General features: G+C 71.2%; 13 protein-coding genes. 6 read left to right on the top strand and 7 right to left on the bottom strand.

The window, feature by feature from the left end; all coding sequences use genetic code 11:
- The first annotated feature begins 264 nt into the window (after positions 1-264).
- Both E5N76_RS24485 and xth read left to right on the top strand, forming a co-directional pair.
- Entirely contained in the window at positions 265-615 is a 351-nt protein-coding gene (locus E5N76_RS24485; protein WP_235907859.1) for a HesB/IscA family protein, read from the top strand.
- 168 nt (positions 616-783) lie between these two features.
- Positions 784-1,554, top strand: a complete 771-nt coding sequence (gene xth / locus E5N76_RS24480) for an exodeoxyribonuclease III (protein ID WP_149540092.1) — start codon at positions 784-786, stop codon at positions 1,552-1,554.
- 268 nt (positions 1,555-1,822) lie between these two features.
- On the opposite strand, the gene E5N76_RS24475 is transcribed toward xth, so the two are convergent.
- The 4 genes from E5N76_RS24475 to E5N76_RS24460 form a co-directional block, all read right to left on the bottom strand.
- Positions 1,823-2,014, bottom strand: coding sequence for a hypothetical protein (locus tag E5N76_RS24475; RefSeq protein ID WP_149540091.1), 192 nt, complete (start codon positions 2,012-2,014; stop codon positions 1,823-1,825).
- Positions 2,015-2,184: 170 nt separating this feature from the next.
- Entirely contained in the window at positions 2,185-2,454 is a 270-nt protein-coding gene (locus E5N76_RS24470) for a hypothetical protein (protein WP_149540090.1), read from the bottom strand.
- Between the two features lie 307 nt (positions 2,455-2,761).
- Positions 2,762-4,174: an HlyD family type I secretion periplasmic adaptor subunit gene (locus E5N76_RS24465; protein WP_149540088.1), complete on the bottom strand. Its 1,413-nt coding sequence runs from the start codon at positions 4,172-4,174 to the stop codon at positions 2,762-2,764.
- On the bottom strand, positions 4,171-5,949 hold the full coding sequence (locus E5N76_RS24460) for a type I secretion system permease/ATPase (protein ID WP_149540086.1): 1,779 nt from the start codon (positions 5,947-5,949) through the stop codon (positions 4,171-4,173). Before E5N76_RS24460 ends, E5N76_RS24465 begins: the two co-directional genes overlap by 4 nt.
- Before the next feature lie 856 nt (positions 5,950-6,805).
- Here E5N76_RS24460 and E5N76_RS24455 point away from each other — a divergent pair.
- Entirely contained in the window at positions 6,806-8,020 is a 1,215-nt protein-coding gene (locus E5N76_RS24455; protein ID WP_187830367.1) for an outer membrane beta-barrel protein, read from the top strand.
- A gap of 292 nt (positions 8,021-8,312) precedes the next feature.
- Here E5N76_RS24455 and E5N76_RS24450 read toward each other — a convergent pair whose 3' ends face one another.
- Complete coding sequence (locus E5N76_RS24450) at positions 8,313-9,674, bottom strand: ABC1 kinase family protein (protein ID WP_149540082.1); 1,362 nt, start codon at positions 9,672-9,674, stop codon at positions 8,313-8,315.
- On the bottom strand, positions 9,671-11,518 hold the full coding sequence (locus tag E5N76_RS24445; RefSeq protein ID WP_149540080.1) for a M3 family oligoendopeptidase: 1,848 nt from the start codon (positions 11,516-11,518) through the stop codon (positions 9,671-9,673). The genes E5N76_RS24450 and E5N76_RS24445 overlap by 4 nt, the downstream gene beginning before the upstream one ends.
- Positions 11,519-11,684: 166 nt before the next feature.
- Here E5N76_RS24445 and E5N76_RS24440 point away from each other — a divergent pair, with 166 nt between their 5' ends.
- Complete coding sequence (locus E5N76_RS24440) at positions 11,685-13,433, top strand: AMP-dependent synthetase/ligase (RefSeq protein ID WP_149540078.1); 1,749 nt, start codon at positions 11,685-11,687, stop codon at positions 13,431-13,433.
- Between the two features lie 457 nt (positions 13,434-13,890).
- Here E5N76_RS24440 and E5N76_RS30755 read toward each other — a convergent pair whose 3' ends face one another.
- Positions 13,891-14,946 carry a CBS domain-containing protein gene (locus E5N76_RS30755; RefSeq protein ID WP_235907858.1) on the bottom strand — a complete coding sequence of 352 codons (1,056 nt, stop codon included), beginning with the start codon at positions 14,944-14,946 and terminating at the stop codon, positions 13,891-13,893.
- Between the two features lie 318 nt (positions 14,947-15,264).
- Between E5N76_RS30755 and E5N76_RS24430 the strand changes: the two genes are divergently transcribed.
- Positions 15,265-17,028 (top strand): thiamine pyrophosphate-dependent enzyme, encoded by a 1,764-nt coding sequence (locus E5N76_RS24430; protein ID WP_149540076.1) that lies wholly within the window; start codon positions 15,265-15,267, stop codon positions 17,026-17,028.
- 54 nt (positions 17,029-17,082) lie between these two features.
- On the top strand, positions 17,083-17,311 hold a 229-nt coding region (locus E5N76_RS24425), incomplete at its 3' end, for a transposase (RefSeq protein WP_149536851.1).

Raw genomic sequence — 17,311 nt, 5'->3', positions numbered from 1 at the left:
CGGAGCGGCGATACCGGCCAACCGCGGAGCGGCGATACCGGCCAACCGCGGAGCGGCGATACCGGCCAACCGCGGAGCGGCGATACCGGCCAACCGCGGAGCGGCGATACCGGCCAACCGCGGAGCGGCGATACCGGCCAACCGCGGAGCGGCAATACGACCAACTGCGGAGCGGCGATACCGACCCGCCGCGGGGCGGCAATGCCGGCGGCGCAGCTTGGAAGGTGCGCCCCCGCCCCCTATCTTGCGGGCAGGAGTATCCCCATGCCCGATGGTTCCGACCTGCCCCGCTTCCGCGTGACGCCCCGCGCCGCCGCCGAGATCGCCAGCATCGCCGCCCGCCAGGGCCGGCCAGGCGCGGGGCTGCGGGTTTCCGTCAGCGCCGGCGGCTGTTCCGGCTTCCAGTACGGGTTCGATCTGGAAGAGCAGCCGGGCGAGGACGATCTGGTGGTGGAGGTCGGCGGCACCCGGGTCTTCGTCGATGCCGTCTCGCTGGATCTGCTGGCGGGGGCGGAGCTGGATTGGAAGGAAGCGCTGATCGGGGCGCATTTCGCCATCAGCAATCCCCAGGCGGTGTCCGGGTGTGGCTGCGGGGCCAGCTTCTCGGTGGCTTGAGGGGGAGCGCTGCTTCCTAGTCGGACCTGGCGGTCGAGACGCCAAACGCATGATTCCGAAAGGGCCTTCGGCCTTTGGCGGCGAGAGTTCGAGGGCCGCGCGGTAAGGCGCGCCTTGCGGCGCGACGCCCCTCTCGACGCCCCGGCCCGAGCGCGCGATGGTGCCGCCATGCCCCGCCTCGCCAGCTTCAACGTCAATTCCATCCGCCGCCGGGTGCCGCATCTCAAGCGGTTCCTCGCCCGGCACCAGCCGGACCTGCTCTTCCTGCAGGAGCTGAAGTGCAAGACGGAGGAATTCCCCGCCCCGGAGCTGGCCGAGACCGGCTACCGGCTCCATGCCGTCGGCCAGCCCGGCGGCCGCAACGGCGTGGCCGTCCTCTCCCGCGTGCCCTTCGAGGTAACGGAAGAGGCCCTGCCCGGCGAGGCCGAGGACGACCATGCCCGCTTCCTCGCCATTCGCGCCTTGGGCGGCGAGATCGCCGGCCTCTATTTGCCCAACGGCAATTCCGGCGGGGAGGCGGGCTTCGCCTACAAGCTCCGCTGGCTGGAGCGCCTGGCCGCCTGGGCGGCGATGCGGCTGGACCATTTCATCCCCGTCGCCCTGCTGGGCGATTTCAACGTCTGCCCCACCCCGGCGGATCTGGCCCCCGGCGCCCTGCCGCCCACCGATGCGCTGGTCCGCCCGGAAAGCCGGGCCCGCTTCCGCGCCCTGCTCAACCTGGGCCTGACGGACGCGCTGCGCGCCCTGCATCCCACGGACGCGCCCTACACCTACTGGGATTACGGCCCGGCCTTCGAAGCCAATCGCGGGCTGCGCATCGACCACATCCTGCTCAGCCCCGAATGGGCCGAAACCCTGAGCGCCTGCGGCGTGGACGTCGCGGCCCGGGCGGAGGAGCAGCCGAGCGACCACGCCCCCGTCTGGTGCGACCTGGGCTAGAGCGTGATCGGTTGAGGTCGAATCGACCGAAACCGTGAATCACGCGACCGAACAATGAGCTAGAGCGGGGCGGGTGAGCGCAGCTCAACCGATCCCGCTCTAGCGGGCTGCTGAAAAAGCAGGCTGCTGAAAAACTCCCTCGGCATCGCGACGGAATTCCGAAAGGAATCGAGGGAAGGCGCGTCGCGGATCAACCGTGCGCATCGGCGGCGTGATGCGAAGCAAGGTTGCGTCGGTGCCCTCCTCGGCGCGGATCGCGGGCCAGGCCCTACCAGCGCCGATAATAGCCGTAGGGGCGATGGTAGTACGGCCGGTAATAGCCCGGCCCGTAATAATAGCGCGGCGCCGGCCGCGCGACCACGGCGGGCGGGCCGTAATAGCCCGCGGGATAGACGGCGCAGCCGCCGAGACCGGTCAGCAGCAGCAGCGCAAGGGCAGGCAGAAGCCGAAGCCTGGACATGCGGGAACTCCTTCCATCCGCCATGGAACGCGCCCCTTGCGGCAAAAGCCGGGCGGAAGCGTGGCCGGACCCTGCCCTCCCCCGGCCTTGATCGCCAGGGGGGATGCCCTACCGGCCGGGGCCGGATGGCGCGGAATACATCCGCCGCACAGCCGCCGCCGCGGCGGCGCTCAGCCGAAGCGGAAGGAGCCGGGGACGGTCGTGGTCTCCGCCGTCGCGGCCTGCTGGGCCTGCTGCTCCTTCATCTTCGCCTCCACCTGCTTCAGCAGGCCGACGATGGCGTTGCTGAAGGCGGGAAGCTGCACCAGCGGCACCACGAGCTGCCCCGCCGGCACCGGCTTCCCGTCCGCGCCGGTCTGCGCCAGGGTCAGCCGGGCGACGCCGAAATGCACGCTCGCCTCGATGATGCCGTCGGCGAAGATGGTGGTCTCGATGCTCATGCCCTTGCTCCGGATTGGGTTGGCCATGCGGCGCCGGGGCAGGACGCGGTCGCCTTCGCTCCCGCCTCTTGCCCCGGCTTCCTCTCTGTTCTGTCCAGTCGCGGGGATCGCGGTTCCCGGCGACCATCACGCTCCAGCGCCTGATGCGTTCACCGGGGTTCGCGCATCAGGCCCCGCCCTGCCGCGGCATCCGCGCGCCGCGGCCAGGGTGGGATGCGTTAGCTGCTGCTCACGCATCCCGCTCCTTGCCTGGCCGCGTGATTCACCCTGGCGGCTGCGGCAGCCTCAGGCGGTCACGCGCCGGGGCTCACTGCTCCCGGAAGGCGCGGTGGAAGCTGTCCCGGATCGGCTGCGTCAGGTAGTGGAAGAAGGTCCGCTCGCCGATCTGGATATGCGCCTCCACCGGCATGCCCGGGGTGAGGAAGACATTGGGCAGCCGCGCGATCTGGTCGGGGTCGATCAGGACATAGGCGCGGTAGTATTGCTGCCGCGTCTGCTCGTTGACCGTCACGTCGGCCGCCACCCAGCTCACATGGCCATGCAGGTAGGGCACCAGCCGCTGCTTGAAGGCGGGCAGCCGGATCTCGGCATGCAGGCCGGGATAGACCACGTCGATGTCGTTGGGCTGGATGTTCACCTCGGCCACCAGCCGGTCCTTCTCCGGCACCAGGTCCATGATCGGGTCGCCCGGCCGCAGCACCGCGCCCAGGGTGAAGACCTTGAGGTTGACCACCGTGCCGGCCTCCGGCGCCAGGATGTCCCGCCTTGTGGCGACGTCGGAGGCGGCGCGCAGCCGCTCCTCGGCCTCGGCCAGCTTGGCGCGGACATCGCTCATCTCCGTGCCGACATCCTGCAGCCGCTGGTCGATCGCCTGGCGCTGCTGGCTCTCCGCCTCGGCCGCCGCCGCGCCGGCGCGGGCGATCTGGCCGGTCAGGTCCTCCTCCGTGCCTTCCAGCCCGGCCAGGGCGCGCTGCACCGCCAGCAGGTCCGGCAGCCTTGCCAGGCCCTGGCGCACCAGGTCGCGGCGCATCGCCTCCTCCTGCCGGATCAGCACGAGCTGGCGGCGCGCCGCCTCGAGCTGGCCGCGGGCGCTGGAGATGGCGCTGCGCTGCTGCGTGATGCGCGTATCCAGCACGGCGAGCTGGCTGTCGAGGCTGGTCCGCCGCGCCTCGAACAGGGCGCGCTGGCTGACCACGGCGCCGACCGCGCGCGGCTCGGTATTGGCCAGCAGCTCGGCGGGGAATTCCACCTCCCGCGCCCTTGCCTGCTCGGCCTGCAGCCGGGCGAGCTGGGCCTGCAGCGCCCAGACGGCGGCGCGCTGGGTCTCCAGCGTGCTGTCGGACTGGATCTGGTCCAGCCGCATCAGCACCTGGCCCGGCTGCACCTTGTCGCCGTCCCGCACCAGGATCTCGCGGACGATGCCGCCTTCCAGATGCTGGATGGTGCGGCGGCTGCCTTCCACCTTCACCGTGCCGGGGGCGATCGAGGCCTCCGCCAGCGGGGCGAGCCCCGCCCAGGCGCCGAAGCCCAGGATGAAGATCACGAAGATCGCCAGGCCGAAGATCAGCGGCGCGCGGGTGCGCGGCGCCGGCGCATCCAGCAGCGGGTGCGCGGCGAAGGGCGGCAGGGCGCTGCCCGGCTGGCGCTTCGGCAGCGGCGCCGGGGCCTTGGGGGTCGCCCGGGTGGCCGGCGGCGCCGGCGCTTCGGTGGTCAGGCTCATCGTGCGCCACTCCCTTCCAGCCGCGCGCCGACCGGGGCGGGCGGCGCCACCTCCGCCGGGCGGGGCGGCGTCATCAGCCGCTTCAGAACCTCGGCGCGGGGGCCGAACATCTCCATCGCGCCGTCCTTCAGCAGCAGCACCTTGTCCACGCCCTGCACCAGCGTCGGGCGGTGGGAGACCAGCACCACGGTGGTGCCCTGGGCCTTCAGCCGTTCCAGCGCCTGGGTCAGCGCCGCCTCGCTGTCGCCATCGAGGTTGCTGTTCGGCTCGTCCAGCACCACCAGCTTCGGCTTGCCGAACATCGCCCGGGCCAGGCCGATGAGCTGGCGCTGGCCGCCGGAGAGGTAGAGGCCGCCATCGCCGATCTCGGTCTCGTAGCCGTTCGGCAGGCGGAGGATCATCTCATGGCAGCCGGCGAGCTTCGCGGCGGCGAACACCGCCTCCGGCTCGGCCTCGCCCATGCGGGCGATATTGGCGAAGACGGTGCCGTCGAAGAGCTCGACATCCTGCGGCAGGTAGCCGACATGGCGGCCGAAATCCTCCCGCATCCACTGGTAGACATCGGCGCCGTCCAGCCGGACGCAGCCAGCCGAGGCGGGCAGCGTGCCGATCAGCAGCCGGATCAGCGTGGTCTTGCCGGCGGCGGAGGGGCCGATGATGGCCAGGCTCTCGCCCGGAGTCAGGGTGAAATTCACCCCCTTGATCATCGCGACGCCCTGGCCGGGGAAGGCGTAGCTCACGCGCTCCACCGCCAGATGGCCGGTGGGCTCCGGCAACGGCAGGCCGGGCGGGCGCAGCCGCGGCATGGCGAGGAAGCTCTGCAGCCGGCGGAAGCTCTGCCGTGCCTGGACGAGCTGCTTCCAGCCGCCGATCATCTGCTCCACCGGCGCGAGCGCGCGGCCCATGATGATGGAGCCGGCGATCGAGGCGCCCGAGGTCAGCTCCTGCTGCAGCACCAGATAGGCGCCGACGCCGAGGATCGCGATCTGCACGCCGAGGCGGAAGAACTTGGTCAGCGCCACCAGGATGGCGGCGCGGTCCGCCGCGCGCTGCTGCGGCACCGTCATGGTGGCGACCGAGTCGCGCCAGCGGCCGATGACCGAGGGCAGCATGCCCATGCTGTCGATCACCTCGGCGTTGCGGGAGATGCTGTCCGCCCGGCGCTGGGACGCCATGGCGGCGGTATTCGCCTCCTTCAGCAGCTTGGAGGTGGAGAGCTCGCTGGCCAGCGTCAGGCCGAACAGCACCACGGCGCCGCCGAGGGCGATCCAGCCCATGACCGGATGGAGCAGGAAGATGATGCCGATATAGACCGGCACCCAGGGCACGTCATAGAGCGAGAGCGCGCCGGGCGAGCCGAGATAGCCGCGGCAGATGGCGAGGTCGCGCAGCGCCTCCATCCGGTAGGGGCGGCCGCGCAGGGTCGCCTCGATGGCGCGGACGAAGCCTTCCGGCGCGACGCGGTGCTCCACCCAGCTTGCGATGCGCTGCATCACCTGGCCGCGCACCGCTTCCAGCATGGCGAGCACCATGACGGCGGCGATGGCGAGGACGGAGAGGTAGAAGAGCGTGTCGAGGACGCGGGTGGCCAGCACCCGGTCGAAGACCTGCATCATGTAGATGGAGGTGGTGACCTGCAGCAGGTTCACCACGCCGCTGAACAGGCCGACCAGCAGGAATTGCTTGCGGCAGGCGGCGAGCGCCCGGCGCAGCGGCGTATCCGCGCCGGCGGGGTTGCCGCCAAGGCCGGGGAGGGCGAGGTTGGAGAAGGACATGGCTCAGCCCCCCCGCGCCATGGAGGGTGGCGCGGAGGACGCCCGCCGGGCGCCGCCGCATGACCGCGGCGCGGCGCCGCGCTTCGGCCGGGGTGCCTGCCCCGCCGCCGGATCCTGCCGCATGCTGTTGCCCATCCTCGCGCCCTCGTTCCTGTTCCTGCCGTTGCGGCCCCGGCCGCTGCGCCGCGGCATCCCTGCCCGGCCCGCTGTTCCGACCCCGAAGGCCGCCTGGCCCCGGGCCGTCGCGCCGGGCCTCTGGCCCGCCGGCGCCGGCGGCGCGCCATCCTGGCTCGCCGCCCGTTTCGGGGGCATCCCTGCCCCACATCCTGATCCCGGCCCGCCCCGCGGTCTGCGCCGTGGATCACTCCCGCGCGCCGGCCCTCGGACCCGCCCCCCCTGGGGGGGCAACACCTCGGTCGCGGCCGGCGCCAGGGCCTCGCCCGGAACCCGGACCTGGGCCAAAAGCGGGCCCGCCCCCGGCGGTTTGCTTCGGTATTGCGCCGAATACGCCGCTCCGGCCTGGGCAATTGCAAGCCCCATTGCCTCAACCTGACGACATCGCCGAGACTGGACGAGGCTGATGTCCGTCTTCTTAACCAAACCGCCACGCAAGCTGTCGGCACATTCGTGATGCATCGCGCGAGGGATCACCGGCAGCCGATGGGGCTGCAGCCGGTCCGGTTCACCCCGGCATGGCTGGATCGTGATCGTGGCGCATCAACCCTGCCCGATGGCAATCGTGGTAGCAGCCAATGCATCAGTCTGCGGGGGAATGATGGCCAATAGGTTTCGCCTGACACGCACCTGCCGCGCCCTGTTCACGGCCTCGGCCGTGCTGGGGGCGGTACCAGCCGGGATGGCCCTGGCCCAGGACGAGGTCCAGGGCCAGGATACAGCGCGCGACGCCGCGCGCGGGGTCACCGTCACCAGCCGGCCCCGGCCGGATTTCGACCCGCTCGGGGTGCGGTTGGGCGGCTTCCGGCTGGACGGCATGGTGGATATCGGCCCGGGCTTCGACAGCAACCTCTTCGGCCGCCGCAACAACGTGGTCTCGGACGGCTTCGTCGACACCGGCGCCGGGCTGCGACTGCGCAGCGACTGGACCACCCATGCCCTCGGCCTCGAAGCCAATATGCTGAGCCGGCAGTATTTCAGCCATAGCGAGCTGGACTTCCAGGACTGGAACGTCCGGGGCTTCGGCCGCTACGACTTCTCCGCCGACACCAATGTGGAAGGGCATTACCGCCATACCCGGGAGCACCTGGACGTGTTCAGCACGGAGGTCCAGGGCATCGGCATCTCCCGCCCGGTGGCGTTCGACACGGATGAGGTGGCGGTCACCGGCAATACCCGCTTCAACCGGCTGGGGCTGACCGGTGGCGCGCTGTGGCGCAGCTACCGATTCGAGGATGTCGCCTTCGCCTCCACCGGCGGGCCGCTGTCGCTGAACGATTTCGATACGGTGATCGGCTCGCTCGGCGCCAGCTACACCGTCTCGCCGGGGCGGGCCCTGACGGCGACGGTGCGGCTGCAGGATATCAGCTACACCCATTCCACCTCCCGCAGCCGGGACAGCTTCACCTGGGAAGCGCTGCTCGGCTTCGACTACGATTTCGACGGGGTGTGGCAGGGCCGCATCGCGGTGGGCTGGCGGCAGCGGAATTACGAAGGGCCGGGGCTGAAGCCGGTGGAAGGGCTGGCGGCGGAAGGCCAGCTCACCTGGCTGCCGACGCAGCTCACCACCGTGCGCTTCAACGTGCTGCGCACCATCGAGGAATCGATCCGCGTCGATGCCATCAGCTTCCAGCGGCTGCAGGCCGGGATAGCGGTGGACCATGAATACCTGCGCAACGTGATCCTGACCGCCGATGCGCGGGTGGACCGACGGGAATACCAGCGGCCGGACCAGACGGCCTCGGACGGGCTGCTGACGCTCAGCGCCCGCTGGCTGCTGAACCGGAACATGGAGCTGGTGGCCAGCTACGGCTTTTCCACCAGGCTGGAACGCAGCGGCGGCTTCGACGAGTACGACCGGAACCTGTTGCAGGTGCGGCTGCGGATGTCGCTGTAGGGTCTGCAGGCGCCGCCCCCGGGCCGCCGGCGGGGGCGCTGCCCTCTGCGCTCCCGCCAGGGCCAGGGCCTGGTCCAGGACCCCGGCCTGAAAGCCTGTCTCGAACGGGTCCCGGCAGCGGATCGGCGAGGGATTTGCGTCCTGGCCAGGAGGTGGACGCCGCCGACGCCCCGGCGGCATCGGCAACTCCGCGGAAGTATGCGAGCAGCCATGCCGGCGCATGACGCCAGGGCGGAAAAGACCCGCCGGGACGCGCCGCAGAGCCTTTGAGACAGGTTCCGGGCCGGCGAGGTCAGCCGGGCGCCTCCTCCGGCACCCCCGCCTCGCGCAGCGCCGCCATCTGGCGCTCGGCCAGCTTCGCGGCGTCGAAATCCTCGATCATCTCCATGAACAGGCGGTGCCAGTTCATCTCCGCCCGCAGGCGGAGGAAGACGCTGCCCAGGCCGACCGCGGCGCGGTCCATCAACGGAAACTCCCGCGGCACCTTGACGCCGCCGGTGCGCTTCAGCCCCTCATGCACCTTCGCTGCCACCTTGCGGCCGAAGGACATGTCGTCCGATTCCTGGATCGGCCGCACCCGGTCCTCCACCAGCGGCTCGTACAGGAACTTCGCCCAGAGGCTCAGCACTTCCATCGTCTCCTTGGAGAGGTTGCGGAAGCCCCAGATGCGGTAGGCCTCCGCCGCCTTCTCCTCGTCGCCGTCACGCACCGCCTCGAACAGCAGGATGACGCCGCCGACGAAATGCGGCGGGAAGACGCGGATGGTGCCGAAATCGAACAGGTTGATGCCCTGCCGGTCCGGCCGCACCTGGTAATTCCCCAGATGCGGATCGCCATGGATGACGCCGTAGCGGTAGAAGGGCAGGTACCAGGCGTGGAACAGCGCCTCGGCATAGGCGCGGCGTTCCTCCGGCGGCGGGTCCTGCTCCAGCCGCTTCGCCAGCGCCTCGCCCTCCAGCCAGGTCATGGTCAGCAAGCGGGTGGTGCAATAGCCCTCGACCGGGCGCGGCACGGCGACGCGCGGGTTGCCGGCCAGCATCAGCCCGTAGAGGCGCTGATGCGCCGCCTCCCGCAGATAGTCCAGCTCCTCGCGCAGCCGGTCGCGCAGCTCCTGATAGACCTCGGCATGGTCGAGCGCGCTGTCCATGCGCTGATAGACGCTCATGGCGAGGCGGAGCTGGCGGAGATCGGCCTCCACCACGCTCGGCATGTCCGGGTATTGCAGCTTGCAGGCGACGGCCGTGCCGTCCGGCAGCTTCGCCTTGTGCACCTGGCCCAGCGAGGCGGCGGCCGCCGCCTCCCGCCCGAATTCGGCGAATTTCGCCTCCCAGCCCGGGCCCAGCTCGCTCTGCATGCGGCGGCGGACGAAGGGCCAGCCCATGGGCGGGGCATTGGCCTGCAGCGTGGCAAGCTGCTCGGCATATTCATCCGGCAGCGCGTCCGGCACGGTGGAGAGGAATTGCGCCACCTTCATCAGCGGGCCCTTCAGCCCGCCGAGGATCGCCCGGAGGTCCTCCGCATGCGCCGCCTTGTCGGTCTTCAGGCCAAGGAAGCGCTCCCCGGCGACGCGGGCGGCGATGCCGCCGACGGCACCCGAGGTGCGGACCATGCGCCGCACCTCGCCGAACAGCGAACTCTCCCGCCGGTCGCTCATCCGGCGGCGTCCAGTTCATCGATGAAGCCGGAGACGACGTCGAGGCCGCGCGTCCAGAATTGCGGGTCCGAGGCGTCGAGGCCGAAGGGCGCCAGCAGCTCCTTGTGCCGCAGCGTGCCGCCGGCCTTCAGCAGCTCCAGGTATTTCGCCTCGAAGCCCGGCACCTTGCCGTCGCGATAGACGCCGTAGAGCGCATTCACCAGGCAATCCCCGAAGGCATAGGCGTAGACGTAGAAGGGCGTGTGCACGAAGTGCGGGATATAGGCCCAGTAGCAGCCGTAATCCTCGGTGAAGTCGAAGGCGGGGCCGAGGCTTTCCGTCTGCACCTGCAGCCACAGCTCGGCGATGCGCTCGGCCGCCAGCTCGCCCTTGCGGCGCTCCTCGTGCAGCAGCGTCTCGAAGCGGTAGAAGGCGATCTGCCGAACCACCGTGTTCAGCATGTCCTCCACCTTGCTGGCCAGCATGGCGCGGCGGCGCTTCGGGTCGCGCTCCGCATCCAGCAACCCGCGGAAGGTCAGCATCTCGCCGAAGACGGAGGCGGTCTCGGCCAGGGTCAGCGGCGTGCCGCTCAGCAGATAGCCCTGCTCGGCGGCCAGCACCTGGTGCACGCCATGGCCCAGCTCATGCGCCAGGGTCATCACGTCGCGCGTCTTGCCGTGGTAGTTCAGCAGCAGGTAGGGGTGGGCGCTCGGCACCGTCGGGTGGGCGAAGGCGCCGCTCGCCTTGCCCGGGCGCAAAGCCGCATCCACCCAGGGCCGCTCGAAGAAGCGGCCGCCGATCTCGGCCAGCGCCGGGCTGAAGGCCCGGTAGCTGTCCAGCACCGTGCGCACCGCCTCCGGCCAGGGGATGGCGCGGTCCTCCTCCTCCGGCAGCGGCGCGTTGCGATCCCAGTGCATCAGCTTCTCGAGGCCCAGCCACTTCGCCTTCATCGCATAGTAGCGGTGGGAAAGGCGGGGATAGGCGTCGCGGACCGCCGTCACCAGCGCATCCACCACCTCGTCCTCGACCATGTTGGCGCGGTTGCGGGAGGAGCCGGGGCGCGGGTAGCGCCGCCAGGTGTCGATGATCTCCTTGTCCTTCGCCAGGGTGTTGGTGATGAGGGAGAACAGCCGGATGCGGCTGCCGAAGGCCTCGGAGACGCCCTTGGCCGCGGCGGCGCGGGCGGCACGGTCGCGGTCGGAGAATTTGTTCAGCGCGGCGGAGACGGTCAGCTCCTCGACCTCCTCCCCCTTGGCCACCTTCACCGTCATGCCGGCGATGGTCTCGTCGAACAGCCGGTTCCAGGCGGCGCGGCCGGTGACCTCCTTCTCGTGCAGCAGCTTCTCCACCTCGTCGGAGAGCTGGTGCGGGCGGAAGACGCGCAGATCGCGCAGCCAGGGCCGCCAGCGGGCGAGCGCCGGGTCGGCCAGCTTCTTCTCCAGCGTGGAATCGTCCAGCCGGTTCAGCTCCAGCGTGAAGAACAGCAGGTGGGAGGAGATGGCGGTCACCCTCTCCTGCAGCGTCTGGTAGAAGCGGCCATTGGCCGGGTCCTGGGCATTGCCGGCGAAGACAAGCTGGCCATAGCTCATCGCCCGGCCGAGGATTTCCTCGATCCGCTCATAGGCGGCGATCGCCTCGGCCAGCGCCGCGCCGGGGAGTCCGGCGAGCTTGCCGGCATGGCGGGTGGCGAAGGCCTGGCCGTCCGCCTCCGCCCGGTCCAGATCGGCGGCGAGCGCCGGATCCTCGGGCGAGGCGTAGAGGTCGGAAAGATCCCAGCTCGGCAATCCCGGCTCGCCGCCCGTGGCTGCGGCATCCAGCGGGGCGCGCGCAGGGCTGGCCGAGAAGACGGCCCGGGGCGCGGCCAAGGGGGCGGAGCCCCGCCCGGCCGCAACCGCGGCAGGTCGGGGAGAGAGGGGTGGGGTTTCGGCGCGGGTCACGCCCCTGCATATAAGCCTGCAGGGGGCGCGGCCAAGCCGGGATCGCGCGCCGGCCCGGCGAACCGGGCCGGCTTTGGGCTGAGGGGGGACACGGATGCAACAGGCGGCCGCCGCGGGGACGGCGCGGCCGGATGCGGCTGAAAGCTGGTCCAGCCTGCCCTGGATGATGTTGGACCTGGCCCGGCGGCGGGCGGCGGCACCGATGATCCGCCACTGGCGGGACGGCGCCTGGCGCAGCCTGAGCTGGGGGGAATTCGCCGCGCAGGTCGGCAGCCTGGCCGCCTGGTTCCGCGCCCGGGGGATCATGCCCGGGGAGCGGGTGCTGCTGGTCAGCGAAAGCCGGCCGGAATGGAACATCGCAGATGTGGCGCTGATGGCGATCGGCGCCGTCACCGTGCCGACCTATGTCACCAACACGGTGGCGGACCATGCGCATGTCATCGCCGATTCCGGGGCGCGGGCGGCCATCGTCGCCACCCCTGCCCTCGCCGCCCGGCTGGCGGAGGCGGCTTCGGGCAGGCTGGACTGGCTGCTGCTGCTGGAGGCGGGCGAGGCGCCCGCCGGCCTGCCGGCGCATCGCTGGGCGGAGGCGGCGGCGACGCCCTGCGACCTGCCCCTGCTGCTGGCGGAGGTGGAGCAGATCCCGCCGGGGCGGCTCGCCTGCCTGATCTATACCTCCGGCACCGGCGGCCTGCCGCGCGGCGTGATGCTGCCGCACCGGGCGGTGCTGGCGAACCGGGCCGGCATCGCCGGCTTCCTGGAAAGGCTCGGGGTGGAGGGCACGCCCTACCTCTCCTTCCTCCCCCTCTCCCATGCCTATGAGCATACGGTGGGCGGCTTCCTGCTGCCCTCCTGCGGCATGGAGATCGTCTATTCCCGCGGCGCCGAGCGGCTTGCCGCCGAGCTGCCGGAGATCCGCCCCACCCTCATCACCGCCGTGCCGCGGCTGTTCGAGCTGCTGCGGGCGCGGCTGCTGGCGCAGTTGGAGAAGGAGACGCCTTTCCGCCGGCGGCTGTTCGAGCAGGCGCTGGCGCTCGGGCTGCGCAAGCTGGACGGGCCGCCGCTCGGCCCGGTGGAGCGGGTGCAGGATTGGCTGCTGGACCGGCTGGTGCGCAGCAAGGTGCGGGCGCGCTTCGGCCGCAGGCTGAAGGCGCTGGTCTCCGGCGGGGCGCGGCTGGACCCGGATCTCTCCGGCTTCTTCCTCGCTCTCGGCCTGCCGCTGCTGCAGGGCTATGGCCAGACCGAGGCAGGGCCGGTGATCAGCGTGAACCTGCCCTGGGACAATGCCCGCCACACCGTCGGCCGGCCGCTGGAAGGGGTGGAGGCACGCATCGCCGGGGATGGCGAATTGCTGATCCGCGGGCCCCTGGTGATGGACGGCTACTGGGGCAATGCGGAGGCCACCGCCGCTGCGCTGCGCCCTGGGCCGGATGGCGAGACCTGGCTGCATACCGGCGATGTGGCGCGGCTGGAATCGGGCCGGCTCGTCATCACCGACCGCAAGCGGGATTTCATCAAGACGCTCGGCGGCGACATGGTGAGCCCGGCGAAGATCGAGGGGCTGCTGATGGCGGAGCCGGAGATCGCCCAGGCGGTGGTGGCGGGCGAGGGCCAGCCGGGCATCGTCGCCCTGGTGGTGCCGGCGGAGGGCATGGCGGAGAAGGCCGGCGCCGCCATCGCCCGGGTGAATGCGAAGCTCTCCTCGATCGAGCGCATCCGCCGCTGGGCTGCCGCCCCGGCGCCTTTCTCGGTGGAGAACGGGCTGCTGACGCCGACCATGAAGGTGAAGCGGCGGGTTGTGCTGGAGCGCTTCGCCGGGGAGATCGGCGCGCTGCACCGCTGAGGGGTTGGAGGCTTCGCCCCGGAAGCATGGGGGCTCTGCCCCCAAACCCCCGCCGAGGGGAAGAGCTTCCCCCAGCCCCGCCCTGGATCTGCAGGTTCGACCGTCGGTTCGAAACTCGGACCGGGGTCCGGGGCCAGGTCCTGGCCCCGGCGAGGTTGGCGGCGCTGCCGCCAACGAGGCAGCGCCCTCTGCCGGGGGTTCGGGGGCAGCGCCGCCAACACGGCCTGGTGTCCTGCCCACGAAGTTCGCTGAATTCCAGCGAACGCCGCGGACAGGCAGGCCACTGAAAACACAAGCTAGTGGCCCGAGAACGAAGTCCGCAGGACCGCGGAAGCGGGCCACTGGTGTCCTGCCTCTGCGTTCGCTGGACTTCCAGCGAGCGCAGCGGACAAGCAGGCCGCCGAAAACACAAGCCAGTGGCCGAGAACGAAGTCCGCAGGACTGCGGAATCGGGCCACTAGGGCGCGCTCACCCCCTCCAGCGCCCGCGCCGCCGGCCCGCGATGCGCCGCCAGGTCGCCGAGCGACAGGATCCCCACCAGCCGCTTCTCCCGGTTCATCACCGGCAGCCGGCGGATCTGCTGCTCCGCCATGTTCTCCGCCACATGCTCCAGCGACTCATCCTCGAAGACGTAGCGGAGCTCCGGCGACATCACCTCCCGCACCTTGGTCCGGGCCGGGTCGCGGCCCTCGGCGACCAGGCGCAGCGCCAGGTCGCGGTCGGTCACCATGCCGACCAGCCGGTCGCCCTCCCGCACCGGCAGGGCGCCGGTATCCTCGGTGCTCATCAGCTTCGCCGCCTGCTGCACGCTGTCCTCCGGCGTCACCGTCTTCACCTCGGTGGTCATCACGTCGCGGACGCAATCCTTGCGCCGGCGGCGCTGCACCTCCCGCTCCAGCGGCGCCAGGCTGTCCTCCGCCATCTGCCGCGCCGCGCGCAGCAGCACCGCGCCGCCCTCCGCCAGGGCGCCGAAATAGTCCCGCACGAAGCGGTGCTGCAGCTCCACCATGGCGCCCGGGCCGCTGCGCCGCATCAGCTCCTGCGTCAGGCGCAGATGGCTGGCGACGACGCCTTCCATGATCTGCTGCATGGCGCGGCGGCTGTCCTGCAGCCCGCGCCCGTCCGGCACTGCCATCAGGTGGCGCAACCCCTGGGCCGCTTCCTCCGCCATGGCAGCGAGGCCGCTGCCGGCCTGCTGCATCTCCGACGCCACGTGGTGCATCGCGCTGCGCTGGCCGGCGGCGGCGGTGTTCAGCGCCCGGCCGGCGCCATCGGCCACGGCCGCGCCGCCCAGGCGCCCGGCCTCGGCGGTGCGCCGCAGCGCTTCCGCCCCGACTTCCGTGCTTTCGCGCAGCCCGGCGCTGCCCCGCTGGACGGCCTGTTCGGCTTCCTGCGCCGCCCCTTGGCCGGCGGCCTGGACGGCGCCCGCCGCCTGCTCCGCCACCCCTCCCCGCCCGCGATTGCGTACCGCTTCCGCAGCGCCCTGCGGCTCGTTCTGCTTAACCTCGGCCATGGCTGCTGTCCCCATACTGGGCCTGCCGGCGCCCGCGGGCCGCATGGGGCCGGTCCGGGCGCACACCTTGCAGGCAGGAGCAGAAGTGCTGCGCCGCAGCATGGGTTCCGGGCCCCCGGCGACATAATGCAGATGTCACGGCCAGGACATGCGGGCGTGCCGGCTCGGTTCCCGCCCGGACCGTCGCCCCGCCACAACGAACCCGCGCCCCTCCGCGACGCTGTTCCGGCATCCCCGCCGGAGCGGCATGCCGTCGCCGCCCGCTCCGGCCTTCCGTCCGACGGATCTACCCAGGCGATCACGCCCGAGGAGCGCGCCATGCCGCAGAACGCCGCCGACCTGCTGGTCGAAACCCTGCTCGACTGGGGCATCGACACGATCTTCGGCCTGCCGGGAGACGGCATCAACGGCATCATGGAAGCGATCCGCACGCGGCAGGACAGGCTGCGCTTCATCCAGGTGCGGCACGAGGAAACCGCCGCCTTCATGGCCTGCGCCCATGCCAAATGGACGGGGCGCATCGGCTGCTGCCTGGCCACCAGCGGACCCGGCGGCATCCATCTGCTGAACGGGCTCTACGATGCGAAGCTGGACCGCGCGCCGGTGCTGGCGATCACCGGGCTACAGTATCACGACATGCTGGAAAGCTTCACCCAGCAGGATGTCGATCTCGACAAGCTCTTCCAGGATGTGAGCGTGTACAACACCCGCATCATGGGCGCGGCGCATGTGGCGAAGGCGGTGGCGCTGGCCTGCCGCAGCGCCCTCGCCCGGCAGGGGGTGGCGCATCTCACCCTGCCGGTGGATGTGCAGGAGCAGGAGCTGGAGGAGGCCGAACGCTCCCCGCGCAACAAGCCGCATGCAATGGTGGCACGCCCGGCCGAGGGGCTGCTGCTGCCGCGGCCGGACGACCTGGACCGCGCGGCGGCGCTGCTGAACGGCGCCTCGCGCGTCGCCATCCTTGCCGGGCGTGGCGCGCTCGGCGCCACGGCGGAGCTGGAACACTGCGCCGAGCTGCTGGGCGCGCCGGTGGCGAAGGCGCTGCTGGGCAAGGCGGTGATGGCGGATGACCATCCGCTGACGACCGGCGGCATCGGGCTTTACGGCACCTTCGGCACGCATCGCGCCATGGCGGGCTGCGACACGCTGCTCATCATCGGCAGCACCTTCCCCTATGTGGAGTACTACCCGCAGCCGGGCCAGGCGCGGGCGGTGCAGATCGACCGCGACGCCCAGCATATCGGCCTGCGCCACCCCGCCGAGGTGGGGCTGGTGGGCGACGCCAAGGCGGTGCTGGAGGCGCTGAACGCAAGGCTGCAGCGGAAGGCGGACCGCAGCTTCCTCGCCGAATGCCAGAAGGAGGCGCGGCGCTGGCGGGACGTGCTGGCGGCGGGGCTGGAGCCGCCGCGCCAGCCCATGCATCCGGGCGCGCCGCTCGCCGCTCTCTCCCGCCGCCTGCCGGCCGATGCGGTGGTGGTGACGGACAGTGGCCACAATACCGGCCTCACCGCGCGCTACCTCGATCTCGGGCCGAGCCACGCCTTCGGCGTCTCCGGCCTGCTCGCCTCCATGGCCTGCGGCCTGCCCTATGCGATGGCGGCGGCGCTGGCCTTTCCGGGGCGGCCGGTGATCGCCGTGGTGGGGGATGGCGGGCTGGCGATGCAGCTCGGCGAGCTGGCGACGGCGGTGCGCTACCGCCTGCCGGTGAAGCTGCTGGTCATCAAGAACAACACCCTCGGCCAGATCAAATGGGAGCAGATCCTGTTCCTGGGGAATGTGGAGTACGAGTGCGACCTGCAGCCGATCGACTTCGCCAAGGCGGCGGAGGCGATCGGGGCGCAGGGCTTCTCGGTGAACGAGCCGGGGACGCTGGAGGAGCGGATGGCGGCCTGGCTGGCGGCGACAGGGCCGGCGGTGCTGGAAGTGGCGGTGGATCCGAACGAGCCGCTGCTGCCGGCGGTGGTCTCGCAGAATTACCGGCAGCACCTGGACAAGGCACTGCAAGCCGGGACAGCCGGGGCGGAGGCGCTGAAGGCGGCGCTGGAAAGGCTGCCGGCGAAGGCGATGATGGAGGCAGGCTAGGGTCTGTTGAGATTTGGGATTTGCGACCTGTGCGAGATGTGATTCGAGCTCTGGATGGAGCGATTCGTTCTGACTGACGCGCAATGGGCGAAGATGGAACCGCACTGCCTGGGCAAGCTGGGTGATCGCGGGCGGAGCGGTGCAGACAACCGCCTCTTTGTCGAGGCGGTGCTATGGATCGCGCGGACCGGCAGTCCGTGGCGTGACCTGCCGCCGATGTTCGGCAAGTGGAACTCGGTCTACGTCCGCTTCCGCGACTGGGTGCGGGCCGACGTATTCCAGC

Source organism: Siccirubricoccus phaeus (assembly GCF_008360935.1).
Classification (GTDB): Bacteria; Pseudomonadota; Alphaproteobacteria; order Acetobacterales; family Acetobacteraceae; genus Siccirubricoccus; species Siccirubricoccus phaeus.
The sequence above is the reverse complement of the archived record's forward strand: the minus strand, read 5'-3'. Positions and strand labels throughout refer to the sequence as shown.

What these genes read in the sequence shown, in the direction of transcription:
- E5N76_RS24485 (WP_235907859.1), top strand. Translation starts at nt 265, where the DNA reads ATGCCCGATGGTTCCGACCTGCCCCGCTTCCGCGTGACGCCCCGCGCC.
- xth (WP_149540092.1), top strand. Translation starts at nt 784, where the DNA reads ATGCCCCGCCTCGCCAGCTTCAACGTCAATTCCATCCGCCGCCGGGTG.
- E5N76_RS24475 (WP_149540091.1), bottom strand. Translation starts at nt 2,014, where the DNA reads ATGTCCAGGCTTCGGCTTCTGCCTGCCCTTGCGCTGCTGCTGCTGACC.
- E5N76_RS24470 (WP_149540090.1), bottom strand. Translation starts at nt 2,454, where the DNA reads ATGAGCATCGAGACCACCATCTTCGCCGACGGCATCATCGAGGCGAGC.
- E5N76_RS24465 (WP_149540088.1), bottom strand. Translation starts at nt 4,174, where the DNA reads ATGAGCCTGACCACCGAAGCGCCGGCGCCGCCGGCCACCCGGGCGACC.
- E5N76_RS24460 (WP_149540086.1), bottom strand. Translation starts at nt 5,949, where the DNA reads ATGTCCTTCTCCAACCTCGCCCTCCCCGGCCTTGGCGGCAACCCCGCC.
- E5N76_RS24455 (WP_187830367.1), top strand. Translation starts at nt 6,806, where the DNA reads ATGGCCCTGGCCCAGGACGAGGTCCAGGGCCAGGATACAGCGCGCGAC.
- E5N76_RS24450 (WP_149540082.1), bottom strand. Translation starts at nt 9,674, where the DNA reads ATGAGCGACCGGCGGGAGAGTTCGCTGTTCGGCGAGGTGCGGCGCATG.
- E5N76_RS24440 (WP_149540078.1), top strand. Translation starts at nt 11,685, where the DNA reads ATGCAACAGGCGGCCGCCGCGGGGACGGCGCGGCCGGATGCGGCTGAA.
- E5N76_RS30755 (WP_235907858.1), bottom strand. Translation starts at nt 14,946, where the DNA reads ATGGCCGAGGTTAAGCAGAACGAGCCGCAGGGCGCTGCGGAAGCGGTA.
- E5N76_RS24430 (WP_149540076.1), top strand. Translation starts at nt 15,265, where the DNA reads ATGCCGCAGAACGCCGCCGACCTGCTGGTCGAAACCCTGCTCGACTGG.